17 protein-coding genes and 1 pseudogene are annotated in these 16,618 nt (G+C 72.1%); 4 read left to right on the top strand and 14 right to left on the bottom strand.

From position 1 onward, the window contains the following. Positions 1 to 20: 20 nt before the first annotated feature. The 11 genes and pseudogenes from AY578_RS28520 to AY578_RS28470 all read right to left on the bottom strand — a co-directional run bounded on the left by AY578_RS28520 (position 21) and on the right by AY578_RS28470 (position 10,507). The gene (locus AY578_RS28520; RefSeq protein ID WP_161108153.1) at positions 21 to 887 is read right to left on the bottom strand and encodes a carbohydrate ABC transporter permease; all 867 of its coding nucleotides are present in this window, start codon (positions 885 to 887) and stop codon (positions 21 to 23) included. Then, positions 884 to 1,831, bottom strand: a complete 948-nt coding sequence (locus tag AY578_RS28515) for a carbohydrate ABC transporter permease (protein ID WP_028961068.1) — start codon at positions 1,829 to 1,831, stop codon at positions 884 to 886. Before AY578_RS28515 ends, AY578_RS28520 begins: the two co-directional genes overlap by 4 nt. Positions 1,832 to 1,833: 2 nt before the next feature. Beyond that, positions 1,834 to 3,174, bottom strand: coding sequence for an ABC transporter substrate-binding protein (locus AY578_RS28510; RefSeq protein ID WP_215048626.1), 1,341 nt, complete (start codon positions 3,172 to 3,174; stop codon positions 1,834 to 1,836). Positions 3,175 to 3,310: 136 nt separating this feature from the next. Then, the gene (locus AY578_RS28505) at positions 3,311 to 4,309 is read right to left on the bottom strand and encodes a LacI family DNA-binding transcriptional regulator (protein WP_202503359.1); all 999 of its coding nucleotides are present in this window, start codon (positions 4,307 to 4,309) and stop codon (positions 3,311 to 3,313) included. Positions 4,310 to 4,367: 58 nt separating this feature from the next. Further along, entirely contained in the window at positions 4,368 to 5,036 is a 669-nt protein-coding gene (locus AY578_RS28500) for a GntR family transcriptional regulator (protein WP_258906036.1), read from the bottom strand. Next, the gene (locus AY578_RS28495) at positions 5,033 to 6,034 is read right to left on the bottom strand and encodes a proline racemase family protein (protein ID WP_136239553.1); all 1,002 of its coding nucleotides are present in this window, start codon (positions 6,032 to 6,034) and stop codon (positions 5,033 to 5,035) included. The genes AY578_RS28500 and AY578_RS28495 overlap by 4 nt, the downstream gene beginning before the upstream one ends. A 13-nt stretch (positions 6,035 to 6,047) precedes the next feature. After that, positions 6,048 to 6,938 (bottom strand): dihydrodipicolinate synthase family protein, encoded by an 891-nt coding sequence (locus AY578_RS28490; protein ID WP_258906035.1) that lies wholly within the window; start codon positions 6,936 to 6,938, stop codon positions 6,048 to 6,050. Continuing rightward, positions 6,935 to 8,339: pseudogene (locus AY578_RS28485) on the bottom strand (FAD-dependent oxidoreductase). The gene AY578_RS28490 and the pseudogene AY578_RS28485 overlap by 4 nt, the downstream one beginning before the upstream one ends. Further along, the gene (locus AY578_RS28480; RefSeq protein ID WP_019525031.1) at positions 8,329 to 8,622 is read right to left on the bottom strand and encodes a (2Fe-2S)-binding protein; all 294 of its coding nucleotides are present in this window, start codon (positions 8,620 to 8,622) and stop codon (positions 8,329 to 8,331) included. The pseudogene AY578_RS28485 and the gene AY578_RS28480 overlap by 11 nt, the downstream one beginning before the upstream one ends. Next, entirely contained in the window at positions 8,619 to 9,782 is a 1,164-nt protein-coding gene (locus AY578_RS28475; protein WP_215049111.1) for an NAD(P)/FAD-dependent oxidoreductase, read from the bottom strand. The genes AY578_RS28480 and AY578_RS28475 overlap by 4 nt, the downstream gene beginning before the upstream one ends. A 65-nt stretch (positions 9,783 to 9,847) precedes the next feature. Then, a complete protein-coding gene (locus tag AY578_RS28470; RefSeq protein ID WP_019525033.1) occupies positions 9,848 to 10,507 on the bottom strand; it encodes an MmyB family transcriptional regulator in 660 nt (219 codons plus the stop codon). Positions 10,508 to 10,730: 223 nt separating this feature from the next. Between AY578_RS28470 and AY578_RS28465 the strand changes: the two genes are divergently transcribed. From AY578_RS28465 to AY578_RS28455, 3 genes are all read left to right on the top strand, one after another. Continuing rightward, a complete protein-coding gene (locus AY578_RS28465; protein WP_019525034.1) occupies positions 10,731 to 11,381 on the top strand; it encodes a helix-turn-helix domain-containing protein in 651 nt (216 codons plus the stop codon). Between the two features lie 31 nt (positions 11,382 to 11,412). Further along, complete coding sequence (locus tag AY578_RS28460) at positions 11,413 to 11,952, top strand: hypothetical protein (protein WP_019525035.1); 540 nt, start codon at positions 11,413 to 11,415, stop codon at positions 11,950 to 11,952. Between the two features lie 117 nt (positions 11,953 to 12,069). Beyond that, positions 12,070 to 12,309: a hypothetical protein gene (locus AY578_RS28455; protein ID WP_019525036.1), complete on the top strand. Its 240-nt coding sequence runs from the start codon at positions 12,070 to 12,072 to the stop codon at positions 12,307 to 12,309. Positions 12,310 to 12,486: 177 nt separating this feature from the next. Here AY578_RS28455 and AY578_RS28450 read toward each other — a convergent pair whose 3' ends face one another. Then, complete coding sequence (locus AY578_RS28450) at positions 12,487 to 13,146, bottom strand: 4'-phosphopantetheinyl transferase family protein (RefSeq protein ID WP_161231688.1); 660 nt, start codon at positions 13,144 to 13,146, stop codon at positions 12,487 to 12,489. After that, entirely contained in the window at positions 13,143 to 14,000 is an 858-nt protein-coding gene (locus AY578_RS28445) for a metallophosphoesterase family protein (protein ID WP_215049112.1), read from the bottom strand. Before AY578_RS28445 ends, AY578_RS28450 begins: the two co-directional genes overlap by 4 nt. 238 nt (positions 14,001 to 14,238) lie before the next feature. On the opposite strand from AY578_RS28445, the gene AY578_RS28440 reads away from it, so the two are divergent. Next, entirely contained in the window at positions 14,239 to 15,369 is a 1,131-nt protein-coding gene (locus AY578_RS28440) for an ATP-grasp domain-containing protein (protein WP_215049113.1), read from the top strand. Between the two features lie 34 nt (positions 15,370 to 15,403). Here the strand turns inward: AY578_RS28440 and AY578_RS28435 are convergent, their stop codons facing one another. After that, complete coding sequence (locus AY578_RS28435) at positions 15,404 to 16,612, bottom strand: RNA-guided endonuclease InsQ/TnpB family protein (RefSeq protein WP_215189718.1); 1,209 nt, start codon at positions 16,610 to 16,612, stop codon at positions 15,404 to 15,406. Between the last annotated feature and the right edge of the window lie 6 nt (positions 16,613 to 16,618).

Raw genomic sequence — 16,618 nt, 5'->3', positions numbered from 1 at the left:
CTGTGGACGGAGGTCCGGTGTCAGCCCTTGGTGCTGCCCGCGCTGATCCCGGCGATGATGTGCCGCTGGAAGACGAGGAACAGCGCGACCATGGGGATGCTGGCGATCACCATCGCGGCGATCAGCACGGTCAGCTGGATGTTCTGCGAGAGCTGCACGAGGGCCACGCTGATGGGCTGCTTGTCGGTGTCGGAGAAGACCATCAGCGGCCACAGGAAGTCCTGCCAGACGGCGACCAGCGCGAAGATCGACACCACGCCGAGCACCGGGCGGGACATGGGCAGCACGATGGACCACAGGGTGCGCAGCTTCCCCGCGCCGTCGATCTCGGCGGCCTCCAGCACGTCCTTGGGCAGCTGGTCGAAGAACCGCTTGAGCAGATACAGGTTGAAGGCGTTGGCGACGGCCGGCAGCCAGATGGCGAGCGGGTCGTTGAGCAGCCCGAGGTCGGCGACGGTGAGGTACTTCGGGACGACGAGGGCCTGGGCCGGGACCATCAGCGTGGCGAGGATGCCGCCCAGGATCAGGCCGCCGAAGGCCGGACGGAGCTTGGACAGGGCGTAGGCGGCGGCCGTGCAGAACACCAGCTGGAAGATCCAGGCGCCGGCCGCCTGCACCACGGTGTTCCACAGGTGCGTCGGCAGCTGCATCAGCTCCCAGGCGTCCCCGTACCCGGCGGTGCTCCAGCTCTCGGGGACGAGGGTGGGCGGGGTGCGGGCCACCTCGTCCGGCGACTTCATGGCGCCGGTGACCATCCAGTACACCGGGAACAGGAACGCCAGTGTGAACAGCAGGACGACGCCGGTGAAGACGGTCCAGTAGACGGCCTTGCCGCGGGGGCGGGCCAGGACGGCCGGGGAGACGAGGGTGCGGACGCCGGCGCTCATACGGTCTCCTCGGAGCGGGTGAGGCGGAGGTAGACGGCGGAGAACGCGCCGAGCAGGGCGAGCAGCATGACGCTGAGCGCGCAGGCGCCGCCGAAGTCGTTGTAGAGGAAGGCGTACTTGTAGATGAGGTAGAGGACGGTGACGGTGGCGTTCTCCGGGCCGCCCCCGGTGATCACGAACGGTTCGGTGAACACCTGCATGGTGGCGATGATCTGCAGCAGCATCAGCATGAGGATCACGAACCGGGTCTGCGGGACGGTGACGTGCCGGACGCGCTGGAGGAGGTTGGCGCCGTCGAGTTCGGCGGCCTCGTACAGCTCTCCGGGGATGGACTGGAGGGCGGCGAGGTAGATGAGCACGGTGCCGCCCATGTTGGCCCAGGTGGCGACGATCACCAGGGACACCAGGGCCGTGTCGGCGCCGTTGGACCAGTTGGAGGTCGGCAGGTGCAGGAAGCGCAGCGCCTCGTTGGCGAGGCCGGCGCCCGGGTCGTAGAACCACTTCCACAGCAGGGCGCTCACCACGGGCGGGATCATCACCGGCAGGTAGACGACGACCCGGAAGAACGCCTTGGCGTGGCGCAGTTCGTTGAGGACGAGGGCCAGCACGAAGGGGATCGCGAAGCCGATCAGCAGGGCGAGCAGGGTGAAGGTGAGCGTGTTGCGCCAGGCGGCGGCGAACTCGGGGTCCTGCCAGACGCGGGTGAAGTTGGCCGTGCCGACCCATTCGGGGTCCGAGCCGGGCGTGTACCTCTGGAAGGCGATCACGACGGCGCGGATCGCGGGGTACCAGGAGAACAGCGCGAAGCAGATCAGCCCGCCGATGAGGAAGCCGTACGCGCGCAGGTGGTCGGTGAGGCGGCGCCGCCTCCGGTCCCCCGCCGGGGACGGCGCCTTCACCGGACGGACCCGCACGGCGGGCGGCCGTTCGACCGTCTTCGTCACCGTCAGCTCCGGGAGAGGATGCCGTCGATCTTGCCGGAGGCGTCCTTCAGCAGCTGGTCGATGTCGGCGTCCTCCTTGGTGAGGACGGCGGAGACGACGCCGTCGAGGACGGAGTAGAGCTGCTGGGCGTGCGGCGGCTCGATCTTCATCTCGAGCTTCTGGTTGCCGTCGAGGAAGGCCTGGTAGTTCTCCACCGGTACGTTGGCGTTGGCCTCCTTGACCTGCTGGTCCTTGGCGTCGGCGGCGCCGGTGAACAGGCGCGGTTCGGGCAGGCCGACGGGGGCGTCGTTCTGCTTGGCGCGGGCGTAGTCGCCGAGGAAGCCGTCACCGGGGGTGAGGAACATGTGGTCGAGCCACTTGAGGCCGGCGCGGATCTGCTCGGGGGTGGCCTCCTTGCTGAACATGTAGCCGTCGCCGCCGACGAGGGTGGCCTTGCCGCCGGGCATGGGGGCGATGGCGATGTTCTTGTAAGCGGCGCCCTTCTCCTTCACCAGGATCGGGATGTTGTCGGGGGCGGCGAGGTACATGCCGAGCTTGCCGGAGCCCATCATCTGCTGGGCGTCGTTGATGACGAGCAGCTGCTTGCTGCCCATCGACTCGTCCTTCCACCGCATGTCGTGGAGGGTCTGCAGAACGGCGCGGCCTTCCGGGGTGTCGACGGTGGCGTTCTTGCCGTCGGCGCTGACCACGTCGCCGCCCTGGGAGTACAGCTCGGCGGTGAAGTGCCAGCCGCCCTGGTTCTGGGCGCTGTAGTCGGCGTACCCGACGACGCCGTCGCCCAGCGCGGCGATCTTCTTCGCGGCGGTGCGGACCTCGTCCCAGGTGGCGGGCGGGGCGTCGGGGTCGAGGCCGGCCTTCTGAAACAGCTCCCGGTTGTAGATCAGACCCATGGAGTAGCCGGTGCGCGGGATGCCGTAGACCTTGCCGTCGACGGTGTAGATGTCGCGGAGCTGCTGCTGGATGGTGCTGTAGCTCTTGAGTTCCTTGACGTACGGAGTCAGGTCGGCGGCCTGGTTGATGTCCACGACGTGCCGGGCGTCGGTGAAGTACGTGTAGAACACGTCCTCCATCTGGCCGCCGGCGAGCTTGGCGTCGAACGTCTTGGGGTCCTGGCAGGGGAACGCGTCGTGCGGGACGACGTCGATGTCCGGGTTCTTCTTCTCGAAGGCGGCGGTCTCCTCCTCGAAGAACTGGCGGTCGACCTTGGCGCTCTTGGGCGGCATGCAGTTGACGGTGATACGCGTCTTGCCGTCGGCGGCGTCGCCGTCCGAGCCGCAGGCCGTCAGCGCGAGGGCGCCGACGCCGAGCGCGACGAGGGTACGGCGGATCCCGGTGCTTCTCATCGGTGGACCCCTTACGGGACAGGAGCGAGTGAACCCCTCGGAACAGGAGCGGTGGGCGGGGCACACTCAAGCACCGACAACAACGGTCCGCAAGATGTCGCGCAGAATTTGAAATTATTCGACAGTTGACGGGCGGTCAGCCGCGCGGCGCCTGCCCGGTCGAGCCGCGCACCACCAACTCTGGTTCGAACAGCAGCTCTTCGGGGGCCACCGTGCTGCCGCTGATCTGCGCGTTGAGCAGTTCCACCACCGCCTTGCCCATGGCCTCGATCGGCTGGCGCACGGTGGTGAGCGGGGGTTCGGTGCAGTTCATCAGCGCGGAGTCGTCGTAGCCGACGACGGAGATCTGGCCGGGGACGTCAAGCCCCTTACGGCGGGCGGCGCGTACGACGCCGAGGGCGAGGGGGTCGCTGGCGCAGATGAAGCCGGTGACGCCCCGCTCGATGAGCCGGGTGGCGGCGGCGTGGCCGCCCTCGATGGAGAACATGGCGCGGGCGACGTGCTCCTCGGGTACCTCGCCGGCCACGGCCCGCGCGGCCGCCAGCTTGCGCGCCGACGGCATGTGGTCGCCGGGGCCGAGGACCAGGCCGATGCGCTCGTGCCCGAGGGAGGCGAGATGGCGCCAGGCCTGCTCCACGGCCACGGCGTCGTCGCAGGACACGGCGGGGAAGCCGAGGTGCTCGATGGCCGCGTTGACGAGGACGACGGGGATGTTGCGCTCGGCGAGCTGCCGGTAGTGGTCGTGCGGCGCGTCGGCCTGGGCGTAGAGGCCGCCGGCGAACACCACGCCGGACACCTGTTGTTGCAGCAGCAGGGTGACGTAGTCCGCCTCGGAGACCCCGCCGCGGGTCTGGGTGCACAGCACCGGAGTGAGGCCGAGCTGGGCGAGCGCGCCGCCGATGACCTCGGCGAAGGCGGGGAAGATCGGGTTCTGCAGCTCGGGCAGGACCAGGCCGACCAGCCGGGCGCGTTCGCCGCGCAGCTGGGTGGGCCGCTCGTAGCCGAGCACGTCCAGGGCGGAGAGCACCGCCTGCCGGGTCGCCTCGGAGACTCCCGGCTTGCCGTTGAGCACCCGGCTGACCGTGGCCTCGCTGACCCCGACCTTCTTCGCCACCACAGCAAGTCGTCGCGTCATGGCCGCAAGCGTAGCGCAAGATACGCAAGAGGTTTGCATAATCGCGCAAGATTTCAGGTCAGGGCGCTGCCCAGAGTCCTCTCACATGTCCGAGGTGACGTCCCATCACCTCCCGTACGGCCTCGGTGTCGCGGGCGAGCAGTGCGTCGAGGAGTTCGAGGTGCTCCTCGGCGGAGGCCCGCAGCCTCCCCTGCTCGGCCAGCGCGGTCAGCCCGTAGAGCCGGGAGCGGCGGCGCAGGTCCCGGACCGCCTCGACGAGATGGGCGTTCCCGGCGAGGGCCAGCAGTCCGAGGTGGAAGCGCTGGTCGGCGTCGACGTACGCGATGAGGTCACCGGCCGTGGCGGCGGCGACGATCTCCTCGGCGACGGGCCGCAGTGCGGCGAGCGCGGCCGGGTCGGCCGCGGCCGCCAGCGCCGCCGTGGTCGGGATCTCGATGAGGGCGCGCACGTGCGTGTACTCGTCGAGCTGCCGCTCGGAGACGGCGGTGACCCGGTACCCCTTGTTGGGGACGGCGTCGACCAGTCCTTCCTTGGCGAGGTCGAGCAGCGCCTCGCGGACGGGGGTGGCGGAGACGCCGAGGCGGGCCGCGAGCGCGGGCGCCGAGTGCACCTCGTTGGGCCGCAGTTCACCGGCGATCAGCGCGGCCCGCAAGGCGTCCGCGACCCGTTCGCGGTAGCTGGGGCCGCGTCCGCCGAGGGCGGGCAGGGCGGGGCCGCCGGCGGTCACAGGACGAATCCCGCGGGGAACGGGTCGGTCGGGTCGAGGAGGTACTGGGCGGTGCCGGTGATCCAGGCCCGCCCGGTGAAGCTGGGCAGCACGGCGGGGTGTCCGGCCACCTCTGCGATGCCGAGCAGGCGTCCGGTGAAGCGGGTGCCGATGAAGGACTCGTTCACGAACTCGGTGTCGAGCGGGAGTTCGCCGCGGGCGTGCAGCTGGGCCATGCGGGCGCTGGTGCCGGTGCCGCACGGGGAGCGGTCGAACCAGCCGGGGTGGATCACCATGGCGTGACGCGAGTGGCGGGCGGTGGAGCCGGGCGCGGTGAGCTGGACATGGTGGCAGCCGTGGATGGAAGGATCCTCCGGGTGCACGGGCTCCGCCTCGGCGTTGATCGCCTCCATCAGGGACAGTCCGGCGGCGAGGATGTCGTCCTTGCGGGAGCGGTCGAAGGGCAGCCCGAACTGCTCCAGCGGCAGGATCGCGTAGAAGTTCCCGCCGTACGCCAGGTCGTACGTGACCGTACGCCCGTCGGGCAGGGTCGCCTCGCGGTCCAGGGCGACGGCGAAGGACGGCACGTTGCGCAGGGTCACGGCGGTGGCACGGCCGTCCGCGACCGCCACCTCCGCGACGACCAGCCCGGCCGGAGTGTCCAGGCGGACGGTCGTGACGGGCTCGACGACCTCGACCATGCCCGTCTCCACCAGCACGGTAGCCACACCGATGGTGCCGTGCCCGCACATCGGCAGGTAGCCGGACACCTCGATGTAGACGACGCCCCAGTCGCAGTCGGGCCGGGTCGGCGGCTGGAGGATCGCGCCGCTCATCGCCGCGTGGCCGCGCGGCTCGTTCATCAGCAACTGCTTGACGTGGTCTCGGTGTTCACGGAACCACAGGCGCCGTTCGTTCATCGTGGCGCCCGGGACGACGCCGATGCCGCCGGTGATCACCCGGGTGGGCATGCCCTCGGTGTGCGAGTCGACTGCGTGCAGGACGAGTGAGCTGCGCATGTCCCGGCCTCCTCTACGCCAGTCCGGCCGCGACGGCCTTCTCGGTTGCGGCGCGCACGGCCGCCTCCTGCTCCGGGTCCAGCGGGACGCGCGGCGGACGGCAGGGCCCGCCACGGCGTCCGACGAGGTCCATGGACAGCTTGATCGCCTGCACGAACTCCACGCGTGAGTCCCAGCGCAGCAGGGGGTGCAGCTGCCGGTACAGCGGCAGCGCGGTGGTGAGGTCGTAGGTGGTGGCGGCCCGGTACAGCTCCACGCAGGAGCGGGGCAGGGCGTTGGGGTACCCGGCGATCCACCCCTTCGCCCCGGCGACGGCGAGCTCCAGGAGTACGTCGTCGGCGCCGGCCAAGAGGTCCAGCCCGGGGACGAGTTCGGCGATCCGGTAGGCCCGGCGGACGTCCCCGGAGAACTCCTTGACGGCGCGGACGTACCCCTCGCCGTGGAGCCGGGCGAGCAGCTCCGGCACCAGGTCGACCTTGGTGTCGACCGGGTTGTTGTAGGCGACGACGGGCAGTCCGGTGCGGGCGACCTCGGCGTAGTGGGCGACGACGGACCGCTCGTCGGCGCGGTAGGCGTTGGGCGGCAGCAGCATCACCGCCCGGCACCCGGCCTCGGCGGCCTTCTCCGCCCAGCGGCGCGCCTCGGCGGAGCCGTAGGCGGCGACCCCGGGCATCACGCGCTCCCCGCCGACGGCGGCGACGGCCGTCTCGACGACCCGGGCGCGCTCCTCGGGGGTGAGCACCTGGTACTCCCCCAGCGACCCGTTCGGCACGACCCCGTCGCACCCGTTCGCCACGAGCCAGGAACAGTGCTCGGCGTACCGGTCGAGGTCGACGCTCAGATCGTCGCGCAGCGGCAGCGCGGTGGCGACGAGGACTCCCCGCCAGGGGCGGTGATCGGTCATGGAGATCCTTCCGGCGTGGGCGGGTGGGGACGGTCGTACGCGGCGAGCTCCTCATGTCCGGCCGCCAGGACGCCCAGCGGGACCGGGCGGGCGAAGGGGCGGCGGGTCGGGGTGGGCGGGCAGCCGGTGACGGCTGCCACCCCGGGTGCGCACATGCGGCCCTGGCACCAGCCCATCCCCGCGCGGGTGAGCAGCTTCACCGTGCGGGTGTCACCGGCGCCGAGGGTGACGGCCTCCCGGACGGCGCCCGCGGTGACCTCCTCGCAGCGGCAGATCACCGTGTCGTCGGGGACGCCCTCGCCCCAGTGGGCGGGCGGAGTGTGCAGGGCGTGGAGGGCCGCAGCGGCCGTACGCCCGCGGGCGCGCACCCGGGCGGCGGGCGCCCAGGCGTCCGGGTCGGGGGCCGTGCCCCGCAGCCGCGCCGCGACCGAGCGTCCCGCGATGTGTCCCTCGGCCAGCGCGAGGGCCGCGCCGCCGATGCCCGTGGCCTCCCCCGCCGCCCACACACCCGGTACGTCGGTACGCTGTTCGGCGTCGACGGCGACGGCGTGCCCGTCGAGCCGGCAGCCGAGGGTCTCGGCGAGATCGGTGTGCGGCAGCATGCCGTGTCCCACCGCGAGGGCGTCGCACGGCAGCAGCCGCTCGGTGCCGGGCCGGACGCGGCCCCCGGCGTCGAGGGCGGCGACGGTGACACCGGTCAGCCGGTCCTCGCCGTGGGCGCGGACCACGGTGTGCCGGGTGAGCACCGGCACCCGGTGGCGCAGCAGCCGGGCCGCGTACCCGGCCGCCTCGGGCAGCTTGCCGGCCAGGGCGCGGGCGTGGCGCGGCAGCCGGTGCGGGGTGGGTGGACTCGACGAGCGCGGCGACGCGGACGCCCGCCGCCGCGAGTCCGGTGGCCACGGGCAGCAGCAGCGGGCCGGTCCCGGCGACCACGACCGTGCGGCCGGGGGTGACGAGGCCGCCCTTGAGCATGGCCTGCGCGCCGCCCGCCGTGACCACACCCGGCAGGGTCCAGCCGGGGAACGGCAGGACCGTCTCGTACCCGCCGGTGGCCAACAGCACGGCGTCGGCGTGCAGTGCGACGGACTCCCGCTGCTCCGGACCGAGCAGCGCGTGCACGGTCAGCCCGCCGGACTCCCGTTCCACGCACCAGACATGGTGTTCCAGACGTACGTCGACGGTGCTCGCGGCGAGGGCGTCCCGCAGCCGGGTCCAGGTGCGCCGCCCGTGCCGCGGGGCGGCGCCTTCGGCGTCGAGGCCGGGCGCGGGCCGGCGGAAGTACTGCCCGCCGGGTCCCGGCGCCGCGTCGACCAGGGCGACGCGGACACCGCGCCTCGACGCCGCGAGACACGCGGCGATTCCCGCCGGGCCCGCGCCGATCACCACGAGGTCAGTCCTCATGGCCCGTGCCCTCCTGGGTGCGGATGACGTCACCCGGGCGCGCCGGGACCAGGCAGGCCCGTTGACTGGGGCGGCCGTTGACGGTGACGAGGCAGTCGAAGCAGACGCCGATGCCGCAGAACACCCCGCGCGGGCGTCCGCCGTCGCGGGTGGTGCGCCATGAGGTGACGCCGGCCGCCCACAGCACGGCGGCGACCGTCCGTCCGGGCAGCGCCTCGACCGCCCTCCCGTCGAAGGTCACCTCGAACGCGCGCCCCTCGCCTCCCGGTTCGGAAGTCTTCATCGCGCGGCCTCCTTCGTCGGGCTCGGGAAGCGGTCGGGCCGGAAGGGAGCGAGGTCCAGATCCGGCGTCGTCCCGATGAGTGCCCGCGCGATCAACAGCCCGGTACCCGGCGCCAGTCCGATGCCGGCGCCCTCGTGCCCGCAGGCGTGGAACAGCCCCGGCGCCCGCGGGTCGGGGCCGATCGCAGGGAGATGGTCGGGCAGATACGGCCGGAAACCGGCGTACGTCCGCAGCGCCCTCACCTCGGACAGGAACGGGAACAGCCGGGTCGCCCCCGCCGCCAGCTCCCGTACGGCCCGCAGCGACAGGGAGCGGTCGAAGCCGACGCGTTCCCGGCTGGCGCCGATGAGCACCGGCCCGGCGGCCGTCCCCTCCACCACCGGGGAGGTCAGCAGGTCCGCGGTGTCACCCGCGACGTCGGCCACGTAGTCGGCGGCGTACACCTTGTGCCGGATGCGGGGCGGCAGCGGTTCGGTGACGAGGACGAAGCCGCGCCGGGGCATGACGGGGAGGAACACGTCCGCGCGGGAGGCGAGTTCGCCGCCCCAGGTGCCGGCCGCGTTGACGACCGCGGGGGCGTGGACGTCGCCGCGCGGGGTGCGTACACCGCGCACGGAGCCGTCGCGGGCGCGCAGCACGCGGGTCACCTCGTGGCCGGTCAGGAGGCGGGCGCCGGAGGACTTCAGCAGGTGTGCCGCCGCGAGGGCGGGCATCACCTGGGCGTCCTGCGGGTAGCGCACGCCCCCGGGGAGGCCGGGTGCGAGGCGTGGTTCGAGGTCGTGGAGGCGGTCGGCGGGCACCGGTTCGGCGGTCACCCCGGCCGCGCGCTGGGCGTCCGCGAACGTCCGCAGCCCGGCGTACGCCTCCGGGGTCTCCGCGACGACGAGGCCGCCCTTGGCGTCGTACTCGACGTCCGGGCCGTGCCGCGTGGCGAGTTCCGCCCACAGCCGGAGGGACAGCAGGGCAAGGTCGAGTTCGGGTCCGGGCGCCTTGTCGGAGACGAGGAGGTTCCCCTCCCCCGCCCCGGTCGTCCCGCCGGCCACCGGACCGCGGTCCACGACGGTGACGTCGAGGCCGGCGCGAGCCGCGTACAGGGCGCAGGCGGCGCCCGTCATCCCGGCGCCCACCACCACGACATCGCAGGTCAGCGACTCGCTCACGCCAGTACTATGTCACACATCACACAGGCGGAGAACAGGGCGAAAACGGACGTTCCCGAGGGCGCTCAGCCAGTGGTGGGGACCACGCGCAGATGGGAAGCGGTGCGGCGGGTCCTGCGGTCCCGGCCGTGGGGGCGGGGCGTCTCCCGCAGGACGAAGGTCACCCGGCGGCACTCCATCTCCTCGAGCACGGAGGTGGTCTCCACCAGCAGACGGCACTCCGTGCTTCCCCAGCGGGGGTCCGGATGCAGCAAGGGCCGTACGGAGCCGTCGTGTCCGGCGGCCCGCTCGCCCACGGCGCGCAGCCAGTGCGGCAGACCGTGCCGGAAGGCGGCGTCCATGATCGGGTCCTGGGCGATGTCCCGGCGCACGGCGTGCAGCACGGGGTCGTGGGGGTGCCGCTCGGCGGTCGCGGAGAAGTCAGCGAGCATCGGCAGGCACCAGCTCGACTCGTGGTCGCCCAGCACCGTGGCGGCGTCCGGGTGGAACAGCACGAAACGGAGGAAGTTGGCGCCGGGATGAGCCGTCGGATGAGGCTCCACGCCCAGGAAAAGTGTCCGGAAGGCGCCGTTGGTGAGCAGGACGTCCCAGCGGTGGTCCACGACCAGCGACGGGAAGGGTACGGAGTCCAGCAGGACGGCGTAGTCCCGCAGATAGTCCTGGCCCTCGGGAGTCCCCGGGCCGGGCCGCGGTGCCGGCCGCTGCCCTCCTGCCTGAAATGCCATCGGGAGGTCACCCCTCTTGCCTGTGCGGCCCTGACGCGGCGACCCGATCCTGGTGCCCGGAGCGTCGGCATGTCAACTATCGTGGCATTCCACGACGGTTGACGGCCGAAATTGGCCACAGTTGTGGCGAGACCTGGATGCAAGTTCGATACACCGGCTAGTCTCCGTGAGGTTCACGGCAATCGCTTGTGAGAAGCCTGTGAGAGACGTAGGAGATCTTTCGGTGACGGGTGGCTTCGAGGGTCCGGGCACCGCGCCGACGACCGCGCTGTCCGCCGTCGTCGCCCGCGTCACCGCACTCGCCGACCGGCTCGGCGTGGCGCACGGCGAGGTCTTCGACGTGGGCCGGCTGTCCGTGGCGTCCGGCGTCCCGGAGCCCGTGGTCAAGGCGCTGCTGAGCGGGCAGCCCGCGGGCGAGCCCGATGTGCAGGCGCGTTTCCTGCAGCGGCTGGACCTGCTGCGCCGTACGCGACTGAAGCCGAACGGACGCAAGTACACGCAGCAGGAGATCGCCGACGGCGCGGGCATGTCCCGGCAGCAGGCCGGCGCGCTCATCAACGGCGACCGGCGGCCCACCATGGAGCACTGCGACGCCCTCCAGCGGTTCTTCCGGGTGCACGCCGGCTTCCTCACCGCCGAGGACCCGGAGGCGCTGGCGAGCGCCCTCCAGCACACCGAGCAGGAGCTGCTCCAGAAGCTCGCGGAGCGGGAGTCGGCCCCGGCGGCCGACGATCCGCTGGAGCGGCTGCTGCAGGACCACGGGGTGCGGGGCATCGCCTGGCGGGCCGCGCAGCTGCCCACCGACCAGCACCGCGACAAGGTCGCGGAATGGCTGGACATGCTCCTGGAGAGCGTCCAGCGGCCCAAGTCGTGACCCGGGGAGAACTGTGGGCATCGGTAGGGAAATGCGCCGCCTGTGCGGCGAGTTGGTCACGGAGCTGACGCTTCCCGTCCCGGCGCGGCCCGCCGATCTCTACGCCGCCCTGTGCGAGGCGATGAGCCGGCGCCGCGGGCGGCCCGTTCTGTTCCGCACGGCGGCCTTCCCGGCGGGCACCGCGAGCGGACTGTGGCTCGACATGGCCGACCAGGACCTCGTCGTGGTCGAGGAACGCACCGCGCCCGACCACCAGTTGGTGATCCTGGGCCACGAGCTGTGGCACATGAAGGCCGGCCACTGCGGCCACCACGTCGCGGGCGCGGAGGTCGCGACCCGGTTATGGGGCGCGTCCCTCGACGACGACACGCTGCGGGCGACGGTGCTGCGGGTCGCCGCGCGCACGCGGTTCGACCTGGCGGAGGAGAAGGAGGCGGAGGCGTTCGGGCTGCTGCTGGCCAGCAAGTGCCGGACGTTCCTGGCTGGTTCGTCGCTGCGCGGGCCGGTCCAGCGGGACCATCTGGCGGGGCGGATCGGGGCGTCGCTGGGGTACTTGGGTCCGCAGAGCTGACGATCTCCGGGCGGCGGCTCGGGGCGATTGTCAGTGGTGGGCGGCAAGCTGGCGGTGCGCCCCCGTTTGTGCCGGGGGTGCGGGGACCCACGACGACGACACGGGGAGAGCCGAGCGATGCCCACCGCCGTACTGACCGACCGCGAGCGCACCGCCGTCCAGGCCTATCTCAGACTGCTGCACACGGTCCGGGCCGCCTTCGGCGACGACGGTTCCGGCCCGGCGGGGCCGGCTGTGCTGCCGGTGGTTCCGCCTTCCGTCCTCGCGGAGGCGGAGGCCGCGTTGGAGGGGGCGGGGCTGGCGGGGAACGAGGAGGAGTTCTTCCGGATGGTGCGGGACTGGCAGCCCGGGGGCTGAATTCTTGGCGCGTCGCGCCGGGGGCTGACCGGAGGTCGGGCGGCTGCGGCGCCGTGAAGGCTGAGCGCGCGGTTCCCCGCGCCCCCTTGTGGGCGCGGGGAACCGCGCGCTCAGCCTTCACCGGCCGGCACGACGGCGAACCACCGACCACCTCGTGGCGCGCCGCCGATCCCGCACTCACCCGTGCGGGACGGTCACCGCCGTGGCGAGCAGGGAGCCTTGGGCGGTCCACGCACCGGTGAAACGATCCAGGCGGAGGCCTGAAACCACCGGGCCCGGAACCAACAACTCCGCGTGAAAAGTGCCGTCCCCGTGGACGGCGATGTCCGCCTCCGAGAAGTCCAGCCACTTCCGCGTCAGCGGAAACCACGCCTTGTAGACGGACTCCTTGGCACTGAACAGCAGCCGGTCCCAGTGGACATCGGGACGCTCCGCGAGCAGACGGGCGATGCGGGCCGCCTCCTGAGGCAGGGCGATGGTGGACAGCACGCCCTCGGGCAACGGCGCGTGGGGCTCCGCGTCGACACCGAGGGACGCCACGTCACCGACGTGGACCAGCGCAGCGGCGCAGTAGCCCTCGCAGTGCGTCATGCTGCCGGTCACCCCGTCCGGCCAGACGGGCGCGCCGCGCTCGCCGGGGACGACGGGCGCCGCGGGCACGCCGAGCTTCTCCATCGCGCGCCGGGCGCAGGAGCGTACGGCCGTGAACTCGCGGCGGCGCTTGGCGACCGCGCGGGTGAGGAGGGCCTCCTCCTCCGGGAACAGGGGGGCGTCCACGCCCTCGTCGCCGTAGGCCTCGACGGCGGCCACCGTCGGCGGGAGCAGATCCTCGATCATCGGGCCGGCTCCTCGACGGGCAGAATCCGGCGCAGCCGGCCCGGTGGGGCCTGCCGTTCGCGCCACTCTCGCGGGTAGCCCACCGAGACCTCCTCGAAGCGGATGCCGTCCTGATGGGTCGTTCGGGGGATGTGCAGATGGCCGTAGACCGAGGTATGGACGGGATAGCGCCGGTGCCAGTCCTCGGTCAGCGTGGTGCCGCACCACATGGCGAACTCGGGGTACCACAGCACCTCCGTCGGATGCCGGTGCAGCGGCCAGTGCGTGACGGGGATCAGGGGGAGGTCCCCGGGGAGTTCCGCGAGGCGCCGTCGGGTCTCCTCCACACGCGCCCTGCACCAGTCCTCGCGGGTCGAGTACGGGTCCGGGTGCAGCAGGCGCTCGTCCGTGCAGACCACCCCGGTGCCGTGCGCGTACTCCAGGCCCTCGTCCTTGGTGGTGCAGCCGGGCGGGAGGAACGAGTAGTCGTACAGGAGGAAGAGGGGCGCGACGGCCACCGGGCCGCCGGGGCCCCCCCACACCGGGTACGGGTCCTCGGGAGTGAGCACGCCGAGCTCGCGGCACTGCTCGACCAGGTGCTCGTAGCGGGCGACGCCCCGCAGGGTGACGGCGTCACTCGGATGGGTCCACAGCTCGTGGTTCCCCGGCGTCCAGATCACGCGGGCGAAACGGCCGGCGAGGGTCTTCAGGGCCCAGCGGATGTCCTCCACCGTCTCCGCGACGTCGCCGGCGACCAGCAGCCAGTCCCCGTCGGACTCGGGTCTCATGCCTTCGACCAGGTCGCGGTTCTCGGCGTAGCCGATGTGCAGATCGCTGATGGCCCACAGCTGGGGGCCGTCTCCACCCGTCGCCATCACCGTCGTCCCTTCAGCAGCCGCCGGACCTCACCACGAGATCACACCAGCCCCGCCGGAACAACCGCGGACCGTCACCCGACCGTGGTATCAGGACAGCCCTTCTTGGTCGTATGATCTGCCCTACACCACCGCCATGGACACGTCTTTTCCCGCAGGCGGTTCGGTGCACCTCCCTACGTCATGCCCGGGCACGGGCTGCTCCGCCCTGCCCGCATACCGTTGAAAGGCGGCCTGCATGGTCTCTCGCGTACGCGTCTGGCTCAACCGCACGTACGCGGAGAACGTGTTCTTCATGGATCAGCTGCGGCGAAATCCCAGCGACCGTGCCGTCGAGATCCATGCCACCCACGGCGACCCCGACTCCCCCGTCCTCGCCGCGGCCGACACGGCCGAGCTGGAGCCGGAGGGCCTCTCCCCCGCCGCGTACGTCGAGTATGCGCTCACCCAGTGCGAGCGGCGCGGCATCGACGTCTTCGTGCCCCGGCTGCACCAGTCGGCGATCGTCGCGCACCGCGCCGAGTTCGACGCGGCCGGGACCGCGCTGCTGGCGCCGCCGCCCGAGGCGGTGGCGGTGTTCGAGGACAAGGTGGTCGCCTACCAGGCCGTCGAGTCGATCGGCGCCCCCGTGCCACCGTGGTGGCGGGTCCGTGACGCCGACGAACTCCTCGCCGCCGTCGAGGAGTTGGAGCGGCTGGGGCATCGGGCCTGCTTCAAGCCCGCGTCCGGCGCGGGCGGGGTCGGCTTCCGCATGATCACCCGCGAGCCGTTCGGGCTCTCCCAGCTGAGGGGATTCCCCAGCCCGCAGGTCCCGCTCGACCTGGTCCTCAAGTCCCTGCGGCGGGCCGAGGAGCCCGTCGACTGGCTGGTGATGCCACGGCTGGAACAGCCGGAGGTGTCCGTGGACTGCCTCACCGGGCCGGACAACCGGGTCCGGCTGGCGATCGGCCGCACCAAGCACGGCCGCCGCCGGGGCTTCACCCTGCACGAGCAGTGGCTGGAGCCGGCCCGGCGCATCGCGGAGGGCTTCGGCCTGCACCACCTGTCCAACATCCAGTTCCGGATGCTGGGCGACCGGCCGGTGCTGATGGACGTCAACACCCGCCCCGCGGGCGGGCTGCACCAGCTCGCACAGTGCGGGGTGAACGTGCCCTGGGCCGCGGTGCGGCTGGCGCTCGGCGACGACCCGGGCCGGATCGAACCGCCGTTCCTGGGCCAGGACTACACGGTGGTGTCCGGTCCGCGCCCGCTGCAGCCGGTGCCGGTGCTCCAGCGGACCGACTCACCGGCGGTCACGGGCACGCTCGACGCGCTGCCCGCGCAGGCGACGCCCGTCGAGCCGCGGGCGGCGTCGGGGGCGCTGCATTGACATCCTCGCCGCCCTGAAGGACGGCGATTCCCGCCTATCGCGCCGTTGAAGGCTGCGGTGTCGGGTGGGTTTCTGCTTCGCCGCGCGGTGCCGGGACGAGTCCCGGTCTTACTCGCGCTCCACAGGCTGACACGGCCAGTCCGGCCGCCTTGGCGATGTTGACCGCCGCGTTGATGTCCCGGTCCAGGACCGCCCCGCACGCCCCGCACGTCCACACACGGACGTGCAGGGGCTTGGGGCCGTCCTTGACGCCGCACCACGAGCACACCTGGGAGGTCGGCTCGAACCGGCCGATCTTCACGAAGGTGCGCCCGTACCGGCTGGCCTTGTACTCCAGCATGGTCACGAACGCCGACCATCCGGCGTCGTGGACGGACTTGGCCAGGCGCGTGCGCGCGAGTCCCTTCACCGCCAGGTCCTCCACCGCGACCGCTTGGTTCTCGCGGATCAGCTTCGTGGAGAGCTGGTGGTGGAACTCGCGGCGTGCGTCCGCGACACGCGCATGGGCGCGGGCGACCTTGATCCGGGCCTTGGTCCTGTTCCGGGAGCCCTTCTCCTTGCGGGACAACTCCCGCTGCGCCTTCTTCAGGCGCCTCTCGGCCCGGCGCAGGAAGCGCGGGCTGTCGACCTTCGTCCCGTCCGAGAGGACCGCGAAGTGCCCCAGTCCGAGATCGATGCCCACCTCGGGCGCGACCTCGGGAAGGACTTCCTCCGGGCCCGTCTCGACGACGAAGCTCGCGAAGTACCTGCCCGCGCTGTCCTTGACCACCGTCACCGTGGACGGCGTCCACGGCAGGCGACGCGACCACTTCACCTTCAGATCGCCGATCTTCGGCAGGTGCAGCTTCCCGACGGTCGTGATCGACCAGCGGGCGTTGGCGGTGAAACGGACGGACTGCCGGGTGTCCTTGCGGGACTTGTACCGGGGCGCGCCCATGCGGGGGCGCTTGCCCTTCAGGCCGTCGAAGAAGTTCCGGTACGCGGTGTCCAGGTCCCGCAGGGACTGCTGGAGGACGACCGCCGACACCTCGCCGAGCCAGGCCCGTTCCGGGGTGCTCTTCGCCTCGGTGATGAGCTGCTTCGACAGGTCGCCGGTCTTCGGGAACGGCATGCCTTCGCTGCGGGCGGTCTCCCGAGCCCTGAGGGCATCGTTGTAGACCACCCGCGCGCAGCCGAACGCCTTCGCCAACGCCGCGCGCTGACCAGCGCTCGGGTACAAGCGGAAGCTGTACCGAAGCTGCACGCGGAT

This window comes from Streptomyces thermocarboxydus (genome assembly GCF_024760485.1).
GTDB lineage: Bacteria > Actinomycetota > Actinomycetes > Streptomycetales > Streptomycetaceae > Streptomyces > Streptomyces cellulosae.
The sequence above is the reverse complement of the archived record's forward strand: the minus strand, read 5'-3'. Positions and strand labels throughout refer to the sequence as shown.

Coding starts and splice junctions, on each gene's coding strand:
- AY578_RS28520 (WP_161108153.1), bottom strand. CDS start 887: ATGAGCGCCGGCGTCCGCACCCTCGTCTCCCCGGCCGTCCTGGCCCGC.
- AY578_RS28510 (WP_215048626.1), bottom strand. CDS start 3,174: ATGAGAAGCACCGGGATCCGCCGTACCCTCGTCGCGCTCGGCGTCGGC.
- AY578_RS28505 (WP_202503359.1), bottom strand. CDS start 4,309: ATGACGCGACGACTTGCTGTGGTGGCGAAGAAGGTCGGGGTCAGCGAG.
- AY578_RS28495 (WP_136239553.1), bottom strand. CDS start 6,034: ATGCGCAGCTCACTCGTCCTGCACGCAGTCGACTCGCACACCGAGGGC.
- AY578_RS28490 (WP_258906035.1), bottom strand. CDS start 6,938: ATGACCGATCACCGCCCCTGGCGGGGAGTCCTCGTCGCCACCGCGCTG.
- AY578_RS28480 (WP_019525031.1), bottom strand. CDS start 8,622: ATGAAGACTTCCGAACCGGGAGGCGAGGGGCGCGCGTTCGAGGTGACC.
- AY578_RS28470 (WP_019525033.1), bottom strand. CDS start 10,507: ATGGCATTTCAGGCAGGAGGGCAGCGGCCGGCACCGCGGCCCGGCCCG.
- AY578_RS28460 (WP_019525035.1), top strand. CDS start 11,413: ATGCGCCGCCTGTGCGGCGAGTTGGTCACGGAGCTGACGCTTCCCGTC.
- AY578_RS28455 (WP_019525036.1), top strand. CDS start 12,070: ATGCCCACCGCCGTACTGACCGACCGCGAGCGCACCGCCGTCCAGGCC.
- AY578_RS28450 (WP_161231688.1), bottom strand. CDS start 13,146: ATGATCGAGGATCTGCTCCCGCCGACGGTGGCCGCCGTCGAGGCCTAC.
- AY578_RS28445 (WP_215049112.1), bottom strand. CDS start 14,000: ATGGCGACGGGTGGAGACGGCCCCCAGCTGTGGGCCATCAGCGATCTG.
- AY578_RS28440 (WP_215049113.1), top strand. CDS start 14,239: ATGGTCTCTCGCGTACGCGTCTGGCTCAACCGCACGTACGCGGAGAAC.